This is a genomic window from Thermogutta sp., assembly GCF_039793925.1.
Lineage (GTDB): Bacteria > Planctomycetota > Planctomycetia > Pirellulales > Thermoguttaceae > Thermogutta.
Genome location: NZ_JBAMME010000168.1, coordinates 1 through 8965, shown reverse-complemented (window position 1 = coordinate 8965; position 8965 = coordinate 1). Strand labels below are relative to the sequence as shown.

At 54.2% G+C, this 8965-nt stretch carries 13 protein-coding genes; 10 read left to right on the top strand and 3 right to left on the bottom strand.

What is annotated here, in order from left to right:
- From ABJK56_RS06590 to ABJK56_RS06545, 10 genes are all read left to right on the top strand, one after another.
- The coding region (locus ABJK56_RS06590) for a hypothetical protein (RefSeq protein ID WP_347243870.1) at positions 1-445 on the top strand (445 nt) is incomplete at its 5' end.
- Between the two features lie 127 nt (positions 446-572).
- A complete protein-coding gene (locus ABJK56_RS06585) occupies positions 573-2024 on the top strand; it encodes a helicase C-terminal domain-containing protein (protein WP_347243869.1) in 1452 nt (483 codons plus the stop codon).
- Positions 2025-2141: 117 nt separating this feature from the next.
- The gene (locus tag ABJK56_RS06580) at positions 2142-2735 is read left to right on the top strand and encodes a hypothetical protein (RefSeq protein ID WP_347243868.1); all 594 of its coding nucleotides are present in this window, start codon (positions 2142-2144) and stop codon (positions 2733-2735) included.
- 24 nt (positions 2736-2759) lie between these two features.
- Complete coding sequence (locus ABJK56_RS06575) at positions 2760-3542, top strand: hypothetical protein (protein WP_347243867.1); 783 nt, start codon at positions 2760-2762, stop codon at positions 3540-3542.
- Between the two features lies 1 nt (position 3543).
- Positions 3544-3981: a hypothetical protein gene (locus ABJK56_RS06570; RefSeq protein ID WP_347243866.1), complete on the top strand. Its 438-nt coding sequence runs from the start codon at positions 3544-3546 to the stop codon at positions 3979-3981.
- A complete protein-coding gene (locus tag ABJK56_RS06565) occupies positions 3966-4247 on the top strand; it encodes a hypothetical protein (RefSeq protein ID WP_347243865.1) in 282 nt (93 codons plus the stop codon). Before ABJK56_RS06570 ends, ABJK56_RS06565 begins: the two co-directional genes overlap by 16 nt.
- Positions 4244-4519 (top strand): hypothetical protein, encoded by a 276-nt coding sequence (locus ABJK56_RS06560; protein WP_347243864.1) that lies wholly within the window; start codon positions 4244-4246, stop codon positions 4517-4519. Before ABJK56_RS06565 ends, ABJK56_RS06560 begins: the two co-directional genes overlap by 4 nt.
- Positions 4520-4570: 51 nt before the next feature.
- The gene (locus ABJK56_RS06555) at positions 4571-4807 is read left to right on the top strand and encodes a hypothetical protein (RefSeq protein WP_347243863.1); all 237 of its coding nucleotides are present in this window, start codon (positions 4571-4573) and stop codon (positions 4805-4807) included.
- 25 nt (positions 4808-4832) lie between these two features.
- The gene (locus ABJK56_RS06550; RefSeq protein ID WP_347243862.1) at positions 4833-5135 is read left to right on the top strand and encodes an SWIM zinc finger family protein; all 303 of its coding nucleotides are present in this window, start codon (positions 4833-4835) and stop codon (positions 5133-5135) included.
- 231 nt (positions 5136-5366) lie between these two features.
- Positions 5367-6434, top strand: coding sequence for a hypothetical protein (locus tag ABJK56_RS06545; RefSeq protein ID WP_347243861.1), 1068 nt, complete (start codon positions 5367-5369; stop codon positions 6432-6434).
- Here ABJK56_RS06545 and ABJK56_RS06540 read toward each other — a convergent pair.
- The 3 genes from ABJK56_RS06540 to ABJK56_RS06530 form a co-directional block, all read right to left on the bottom strand.
- On the bottom strand, positions 6431-8098 hold the full coding sequence (locus tag ABJK56_RS06540; RefSeq protein WP_347243860.1) for a hypothetical protein: 1668 nt from the start codon (positions 8096-8098) through the stop codon (positions 6431-6433). The genes ABJK56_RS06545 and ABJK56_RS06540 overlap by 4 nt on opposite strands.
- A gap of 15 nt (positions 8099-8113) precedes the next feature.
- Entirely contained in the window at positions 8114-8404 is a 291-nt protein-coding gene (locus ABJK56_RS06535; RefSeq protein WP_347243859.1) for a hypothetical protein, read from the bottom strand.
- The coding region (locus ABJK56_RS06530) for a hypothetical protein (protein ID WP_347243858.1) at positions 8404-8965 on the bottom strand (562 nt) is incomplete at its 5' end. The genes ABJK56_RS06535 and ABJK56_RS06530, both read right to left, overlap by 1 nt.

The following is an 8965-nucleotide window of genomic DNA, read 5'->3' as shown; positions in this document are numbered from 1 at the left end:
ACGGGTGGCAAGAGTGGCGCAGAGAGGAAATCGCGAGGCTATTGACGTTATGAAAGTCCTCGTTGATATGCAAGGCGTTCGCCAACTTGAGCGCATCGACCAACAACCGGTTGGTCGGGAGATGCGCTATTATTATGTCCCCCGCACCGACGCGGCATTATTCCATCTTGTTTGTCGGTGCGGATTGCTGGAAGAACTTGTCGGCCGCGTCGCAGACGCGGCCGTGGGATGGGGAGTGGGATGGCACGGAAAGTGCCGTCCTGAGCACGAGGGACTCCAATTATTGAAAGTCACAATCTTCCAGCTTCTTGATACGGATGAAACAGAGAGCGACACAACACTCTCTGCGCTCATCGCGGAGAGCAAGACGCTCCCACGGCGACGCCCGCCACGCAGAGCGCCTTGGGCAAAGCCATACGGATTCGGCGAAAAGCAAATTGGTTGAGAAAATTTTCTCACGCAATGGCGGGAATATTCACCGTGCTAAATAGTACCATTGTGTCATTTCCATTGGCGCAAAAAATGTTATAATACACTATGAAGTGGCATAATGCACTGGAGAAAACAAACAGATGGACACTGATATCCAATCACTGACACATGGCAAAATCAGCCAGCTCTTTCCTCATCAGGAAGAGCTCATTTCCGCCATCACGGCGAAGCTCTGGGATGGAGCCAGGCTGATTGTTGTCAATGCTCCGCCCGGGACTGGAAAAAGCGTGGTCGCTATCGCGATCGCGCCGAGTGGGACCTTGATCTCAACTTCCACGGTCCATTTGCAAAACCAGTACGCCGGGTATGGACTCCCGGTGCTGAAAGGCAGGAGCTGGTATGAATGCTCCCTTGTCCCCAACATTACCGCCGAAGATGCACCGTGCGCATATTCCCAGATGGATTGTCTGGCGTCTTGCGCGTACAAGCGCGCGCGTGCGGCGGCGGTCAGTAGCAAGGTTACAGTAATTAACAATTCGCTGCTTTGGGTCGAAGCCGCGTACCAGACACCATTGATTGCACGAAGAAGTGTGCTCATCGCTGACGAAGCACACAAGTTGCTTGACGATGTTGTCAAGTCTGCTGGAATTGAAATTCCAAAGCGTGCATTCTCCACGCTGGTCAATAACTACTGGCCACCAACCGATTCTGACGCAATCAGGGAATGGGCACGGAAAGTCATGCCCACCGTACGGGCTGCCACCCAGGCAGTGTACCGAAAAGGCCAACTGCGGCTCGCCGCAGTTGGCCGACGATTACTCTTTACCCTATCATCAATCACCAGGTACGCCGGCTGGCAGTTCATCCCCGGTGACGACTCAGTTATGATTATCCCCACGGATGGAAGCGCGCTGATCAAAGAAATACTGACACGCTTTAAGATTGTTGCAATGAGTGCGTGTATAACCGACGATTTTGTAAGGACTCATTGGGGCATCGACAATTTTGAATATATTGAGACCAGGTGTTATTATCCGCCCCAAATCCGCCCGATAATTTTCCTGCCGGCAACGGCTATCGACAGAAATGCGACCGCAGAAGATTACGATCGGCTCGCGGAAGCCGTTTGTAACCTCATCCGCTTGAATCCCTCTAAACGCGGCGTGGTCCACACGGTATCAGCGCACCTTACCCACGAGCTGGCCGCGCGGCTCGGGAATACCGATATTGCTGGCAGGATAGTAATCGGCATCGGGAAGGAGCGTATCAAAGCATTCTCACGATTTACTGCCATACCAGATGCAGTGCTTGTTGGCCCCTCATTCAGCGAGGGAGTCGACTTTGCAGGTGATTTGGCGAGATTCCAGGTCGTCGCCAAGATTCCATTCCCGGACAAAACTGATCCCAGAATCGCGCACTATTCGCACGGACAGTATATGTCCGCAACTATTTCGGCGTTCATCCAGATGTACGGTCGGGGAGTGCGATCCCCCGATGACTTCTGTGTTACTTATGTTGTAGATTCGAATTTCAGAATGATTCGCAGATTTCTACCCGAATGGGTTAAAGAAGCGGTCGTATCCCACCAATGAAAGGAGGTGACAGAAGAAACAAACGCGATTCTATCCCCACCACATCAATACTGTGCTCTGTACCAAATGTCAACAAAAAATGTCACTAAAATAACACCAAAGTAAAGGAGGCAAAAGATGACAGTCATTAGTCTTGACAAAGAGTATCTGAATGGCCCCGTGTCCAACGCAATGCAGGGAAAAATAACCCGCATTGAGTCTGGGAGAGGGGATTTTGGCCCCATCATCCGGGTCACAATACTGCACCTCGACACCTCCGAGACAACCCTGGTATTTCCAGCCTCGTCCGCCCGGAATAGCAAGTGGGGACACTTTATCTCGTCCCTGCTCCAGGTCCTCGGCGTAAGCTCGGAGGAACTGAAAGAAGCTCTGGAGAATACATGGCTGGAATTCGGACGCCAGACCATTACGTTCGGGCGTGGCGACGATGCCCGTACCGTCGATGTCTGGGTTCCGACCAGGGTACTGAGTGAGGAGGAGACCGCGCTCTTGCCAGAGGACGAAATCATCCTCGCGTTCTGGCCAGGCGTCGTCACGAGCATAGACCAGTTGCTGGTCGCGGTCGCGGCGGCTGGGCCTGAATACCAGCCAGTCATTGACTATATCGCGACCGCTGGCGAGGAGCGCCTGTTCGCCAAGCTCGCATCGCTTGGCGCGATCCGAGAGTCAGAAAATGGATGGGTACCAACCGGAAAGTTCCAGGTGAAATGAGGAGGAAGAGCGAGGAGGTAAAACATGAAGCAGGAACAAGAACAAGAACAAGAGCAAGAACAAGTTCTCATTTCGGGTGACGAAATCGAGTACAGCCCAGATGCAGGTGCCGCTGATCTTGCTGTCGTGGAGGATGTTGCCGAGCGGGTGCAGTATGTAGAACGAATCCTGGATCTGCTCCCGCCCGACGGGTACTACTACCGGGTTACTACCCAGGATGGAAAACAGACTACCACATACTCCAAGTCGTCTGCACTTCAGGCCGTCAAGAACGGCGGTGTCCTCACCCGCGTGCTGACAAAGCGGGGATGCCAGGTGCTTGCCCTGGCAACTGAGACGTCGCTGTCAGATACCCAAATCGTCTCCAAACTGGAGTTAATGGGAGACGTGTTTGTGCAGACGAGTTCTTCGCCGGGGGTGACAATGACGGTCATCTTCGGCAAAGACTTCCAGCCGATCGCGGCACAGTGCACAGTCGTGGTCGAGAACAAGCGTGTCCGCGCTGTAGGGACAGGCTTTGCTCACGCTGGCGAACGAAAGTTCGCTCGCCCCGGCGATATTGTCATGTTGGCCGAGACGCGAGCCCTCGGCCGCGCAATTACCGCCGCCATCGGTGGGGGAACAATCTCCGAGGAAGTCGAACCAGAGCCGCCAACAATCCCGGACAATCTCGACGCGGCCGGGTTCATCCGCTTGCTCTCGCAGCACAAAATCCCACTTGCCGACGCGCTCGCAAGACTGGGAGTTAAATCCATTGCTGATGTTCGTGATTTCACGGATGCGGCGAGAGCCATCTTCGGAGGTTAGCATGAGGCCCGTCACCAAGTTCACTATCACTGGTGTTACCCCCCTCTTGCCGACCCTGTGGTCGCGCAAGGGGGAAGTTGTGCGGTATAGATTCGAAAGGCAGGGAAGCGCGCGGCTGGTACGAGTACGCCAAATATCTGCGGCTCTCATCCAGGCGGCAGTGGCAATGGAGGTTCGTTTGCCACTATTCACCGTTGTGGATGAGGGTGGCTCCCCACTGCTGTCAATCCCGATTTCCGCAAAATTCTCCGCAATGACAGAGAAGCGGGGCCTGGTCAGCCTCATATGTGAGGTCGCGTCAGATTGGCGGCTGGAGTTCTATGTGCGAACAAGTGCTCCCGATCTGCTCGCTGATTGCCTCCGGTACGCTGGCGCTAATATCGGTATCGGGGGTCTCAGGCTGGCCGGGTACGGGAGGTTTACATGTCAAGAAGAGTAGATCAGCAGTTGGTTGCCAGAGCCGCTGAACTCGTACTGGGCGGTAGTGTGATCTCTGCCGCAGTTCGCGAGGTCGGGATTTCGCGATCTACGTATTATCGGTACGGTATAAAAATGCGAGACGCCAGGGCACCCATCCGCCAGCGTGTCTACGATCTGTATCGGTCAGGGTACACGCTGGACGATATCGCCGAAATGACTGGATTGAAAAGAGCTAACGCATACTACTGGATCCGCAAGTTCCGTAACAAGGAAGGTGGCAGATGAATTTTACTGAGATGGTGACTATCATTGCTGCTTTGACTGAGGCAACGAAAAGAATCGTCAAAAGCATCACTGGCGCCGACCTCGGCGATGTCAGCATCGCCGTCGCAATCGCGTACGGCGTCATCGTCAGTGTCGCCAGCGCTTACCGGGTCGGCGCAGACCCAGTGAACGCCGCGCTTGTTGGCGTCATCGCTGGGCTGAGCGCGTCCGGGCTCTACTCCATCGCCACAAGATTGCGCGACGGACGCGAGCACAAGGGGGAGGAGAGCTAAGCTCTCCTCCCCCTTGCTTTATCAGACACACAAGCAGGAGGACAAAAAACAATGCGCGCCAACTGCCCATACGATTTGCTCTTCCTTTGTCCTCACTACTACGAGGAGGACCTGTCTCTTGCGACCTGCAGGCAATGCTTCCGGAGGCAGTTGCTGGAAATAGCAGGTCTGCCCGACGAAGGTTTTGACCACTCCATCGCAGCACTGTGGCGCAGAATCTATTACTTCCTCTGCGATGTGGTCGCTGCATCCGATGACGAGCACCTTCAGAGTATGTTAGAAATTTAGCCAACCCACTTGTGGAGGAAGAGCGATGATTGACATTACTGACAGCCAAGCAGAACTATACAGGATGATTGATCGTGCGAGGGCCGTGCGGCTCACAGTGATGGATGATGTGGCGCTTGTTCGGGGCAAGGATGGGGAAGTATCCCACTGTGTTCGCCGGCTCGGTAAAAATACCTTTATCTGTTCCTGCCCTGGGTTCGCGTTTTCAAAGCTCTCGGCAAATGGCCATCCGCTCTGCAAGCATGTGATCGCGCTGTTAATGCGCGACGGCATCCCACTCGAAGAGCGGCTCAAAAGTTTGGTGCCGATCACTGCGATTGAGGTATGACAATGGTGGAGAACAAAACCAGCTCTCCTGTACGGCCGGTACGGGGCTTGTGGCTGGCATTCAATCCAGATACTCAGGTTGATGCCGCGCGTTTTCGCTTTGCGGAGCGGTTCGGTCAATTGCCAGTGCAAGTGGTATACGCCGGCGCGGTGCTGTTAGTTGGACCGGTGCCCGGCTCCGATAACGATGAACAGGACTTGCGCTGGCAACCTAAACACATAGGGAGGCAAAATGGAGGTATTAGCACAGACTCTTAAATTCGCGGTCAGTGCAATTGCGCCAGAAAAATGGCTCGTTGTTGGCACCCGTCCCGGTACCCTCTGGCTTGCATCATCTCAGCCGGTATTCGTCCGGTGCGAGATGCCCGTCGAGCACGACATGCCAGATATCTCCGTAGCGGTGCCTGCCAGCGTCGTGGTACCGTTAGTGGATATGATGAGCTGTACAGTTGCTATTTCATTCAAACTCAGCGAAAACGAAGTTGAGTTCCAGTTCGGCAGAACCCGCGCAGCAGTCAAGTGTGTTCCACGCACGCTCGACTTTCCCGCGTATAGTGGATCTGCTGGAAGAGTCCTCAGCGCGAAGGAGCTTGCAAACGCGCTGGGGATTATGCGCTTCGTGAATCGTAGCGATTCGCCCCTCGGTGGCGTGCTGTTCGAGTCGGATGATTCAATTGTCAGAATGGTATGTACAGATTCGTATCGGCTAACGGCAACCACTGTGCAGGCAACGCAGTGGGAGGGCAGGATGCGGATTACCGTCCCGATCGCGGCAACCCAACTATGGAGGAAAATTTGTCGCCTGCATGCCCACGATGAACAAGTTTCTGCCACCTTACTGGTCGGAAGTAAATGTGCGGCTCTCGAGTTGTGGCACGATCAGGTGCGAACCGTTGCTGCCACCGAGCTCCTGGGAGAATATCCAGACGTCACCCGATTCTTAAACCAGACCCCGCTCGCTGAAGCAACAGTTGCCTACCAGGAGTTGTCACATGCCATCAAGATGGCAGCAACGGTCGAGGGAACAGTTACAATGCAAGGCAAATTCCCGGACGAAGGAGGAGAAGGAACGCTAACTATCAGTTCGTCATCAGTGGTGACCGGTGGGGATGCAACAGCAACCATAGCTGGAAGTGGCCGCGGGCAGTTTGAAGTGCATCTTGATCCTCATTTCTTGGTGGACGCTTTATCTGTGTTTAAAAAAGGAGATTTGGCAATACAGTGCAGGACTGAAATCGAGCCAGTCGTGCTCTCTCAGGGCGATGTCACGCATGTTGTCATGCCACTGATCTTGCGCTAAGCCTTGGATAGTGCAGCGCGAAGAGCACGCAGTTCGTCGTTGAGAAGCGCGAATGAGTGCCACTGCCCGTCCCCGACGCAGAATATAGTTGCCCCGACCACATTCGGGTACTTGCTGATCAGCGATCGAAAGACCAGCAGGTCCTCAATATACCGAGGCAGCGGGTATAAATCCCGCCAACCAGCGGTCGGGATGAACGCAGATGCATCCACGTTTATCCCGACCGCTCCGCATTCAGTAATCACAATTGGCACCCGGCGAAGATCGGGGACCGCCTGAAGCCACATCCCAAATCTCCCCGCATCGGCGTCCCAGCCTGATACCAGCCTGGATCGTCCATCACTTGTAACACCCCAGTATGAATGTACCCCCAGGTACCCCTCTGTCTCAATCAGCGCACTGACAAGCTGAGGGAAAAACTCCACGGCCTCTTCGCGCGAGATGTTTCTGACTGGTGCATTGAGGGCAACAACCTTCAGTCCGTTTTCGTACGCAAGGCGCGCGAGCCGGCTTTCAAACCGCACTGCCGCCCGGATAGATTCCGGATCCCCACTTGCACAAGTTTCATTTAGCCCCTCAATGACCGTAATGCCCCATCTCCTCGCATCAGGGAGGATCGACCCCAGGAACTCCTCAGGGCCGGTTGAAGATGTCAAGAGCCGGCGCTGTGTGTAATCATCCCTGTACGCCCTGCCAATAATCATGGCATCACAGACGGAACGCACCCGTGGCGCCATAGACCAGTCAAGAAGCTTGACACAAGCTGGCTGCACCTCAGCCAGAAATCTATCCAGTTCATCTGGCCATTCCGTTAGCACGAAAACAGATATAAGTTCTCCTGTGCGCCGTGGCTGTGGCTGCGGTTGCGGCTGAGACGATGTAGAAGGAGGAGTCTGAACCGCATCAGGTCTTCTGTTTAATGCGCGGATGCCATTGAACCGGCTGGCGGGATATATCTCCTGACTCCCTGTGAGAGGGTCGATTACACGCAGGTTGCTACCCGTCGCGTCCAGTACGTACCACGCGTGATACGGACTTGTTCTCACAACACTCACCCGCCACTCGTTCTTAAGCAGGTTCGCAATCCTGGCTGCTGTGAATTGCGTGTTGATTTTCAGATGAGAGGCAAACCCGAAAAGTTTGCCAGCAACCTCCCAGTTAACCAGATCTGCCCCGATATATGGCACGCGCTCGGCTACCAGCAGATCGTCCACCTCAGACGGCCAAATATCTACGCCATACTCATCGCGGATGGCCATTGTCAGACAGCACAGCAGGCACCCAGCGTTGCCGATTGTAGTATCTGTCACCTCGCCAAGGGGGTGGTTTGCCCATCTCCGGTCCCGCATACTTACAGCGATGCTCTGTGTAGTTTGGCCAAGCGCGTCAAGGGCGTGTACGACGAATTCGCCAGTTGTGGTTGCGCTGATGAACTGGAGTATTGTACCGGGGTAGTAGGTGTCAAAGAATTGTGTAAGCGCGGCCTCACCTCCTTCCCACTCGTGTGGGTTTACAACGATAACCGCCCGTTCCTGGGGTCCATGGCCGGCATCGTCTGCCGAATACCCGACGGTCAGTCGCGCTCTTCGTGCCACAATTGCCGCGCCTGCAGAGAAATCGGTTTGAGGTGGCAGAAGCAGGTGGATCTTTCTGTACTCGCGCACCCTTTATCCTCCTTGCTACTTAAGGGCTATCATAACGATCCGCTCTACCAGTACAGATACCAGCACAGCCAGTATGAGCCACTGAGCTTTGTCTATCCTCTCCAGTTTGTGCTCAATGACGGCCAGGCGCACTTCTATGCCTTCTTGTCCTCCAAGGCACTCCTCAATGCGTGTGACGCGGTTCCCGATTCCCATACCTCCATTTCCCTGCAATGCAACTTCCAGCCGCGCGACGGTGGTCTGTAACTCGGCCAGCTGGAAAATTATTCGATCCAGCACATCTGTGTCACCAGTTGCCGGGCTCATTATATGTTCCCTCCAACAACGTATAGTGGCTGGACATTGTAAGCCGCCGGATTGGTAACACTCCCACTACATAACACCACATCGTCACCGTATATTTCAATCCCGCCCACGAATGATGCTGGCCTGCACAGTATCCATAGATCGCTTAGGCTGGTAGACAGGAGAGCGCCGGTCGAACTGACAACAACTGGCTTTGCTCTGAGGTAATATTGACCGTCACTGGTCAGAAGACCAGCAGATACGCCCAATATACTTAATGATGCAATATATGCCGTAACGTGACCATTGGTCCAGTAGATATTGCTGGTGCCACTTGACGTTCTGACTGCTCCAATAATTTCTGTGTTAGATACATCATCTGCTTTGGTAATAAACCAGGCGCATTGAGTTGACTGTGCACTTTTTGCGAGGTAAGCAACGGTCACTGCGCCGACAATGCACCAGTGAGAACCGTACAAATCACTTGTGATGATGAGCGCTGTGCGCTGGTCAACCAGTGCACCGTTGCTATATCCGGTACCGTAGTACAAAGATGGCCTCTTTTCGGTGTCACTGTTGTAG

Coding starts and splice junctions, on each gene's coding strand:
- ABJK56_RS06585 (WP_347243869.1), top strand. CDS start 573: ATGGACACTGATATCCAATCACTGACACATGGCAAAATCAGCCAGCTC.
- ABJK56_RS06580 (WP_347243868.1), top strand. CDS start 2,142: ATGACAGTCATTAGTCTTGACAAAGAGTATCTGAATGGCCCCGTGTCC.
- ABJK56_RS06575 (WP_347243867.1), top strand. CDS start 2,760: ATGAAGCAGGAACAAGAACAAGAACAAGAGCAAGAACAAGTTCTCATT.
- ABJK56_RS06570 (WP_347243866.1), top strand. CDS start 3,544: ATGAGGCCCGTCACCAAGTTCACTATCACTGGTGTTACCCCCCTCTTG.
- ABJK56_RS06565 (WP_347243865.1), top strand. CDS start 3,966: ATGTCAAGAAGAGTAGATCAGCAGTTGGTTGCCAGAGCCGCTGAACTC.
- ABJK56_RS06560 (WP_347243864.1), top strand. CDS start 4,244: ATGAATTTTACTGAGATGGTGACTATCATTGCTGCTTTGACTGAGGCA.
- ABJK56_RS06555 (WP_347243863.1), top strand. CDS start 4,571: ATGCGCGCCAACTGCCCATACGATTTGCTCTTCCTTTGTCCTCACTAC.
- ABJK56_RS06550 (WP_347243862.1), top strand. CDS start 4,833: ATGATTGACATTACTGACAGCCAAGCAGAACTATACAGGATGATTGAT.
- ABJK56_RS06545 (WP_347243861.1), top strand. CDS start 5,367: ATGGAGGTATTAGCACAGACTCTTAAATTCGCGGTCAGTGCAATTGCG.
- ABJK56_RS06535 (WP_347243859.1), bottom strand. CDS start 8,404: ATGAGCCCGGCAACTGGTGACACAGATGTGCTGGATCGAATAATTTTC.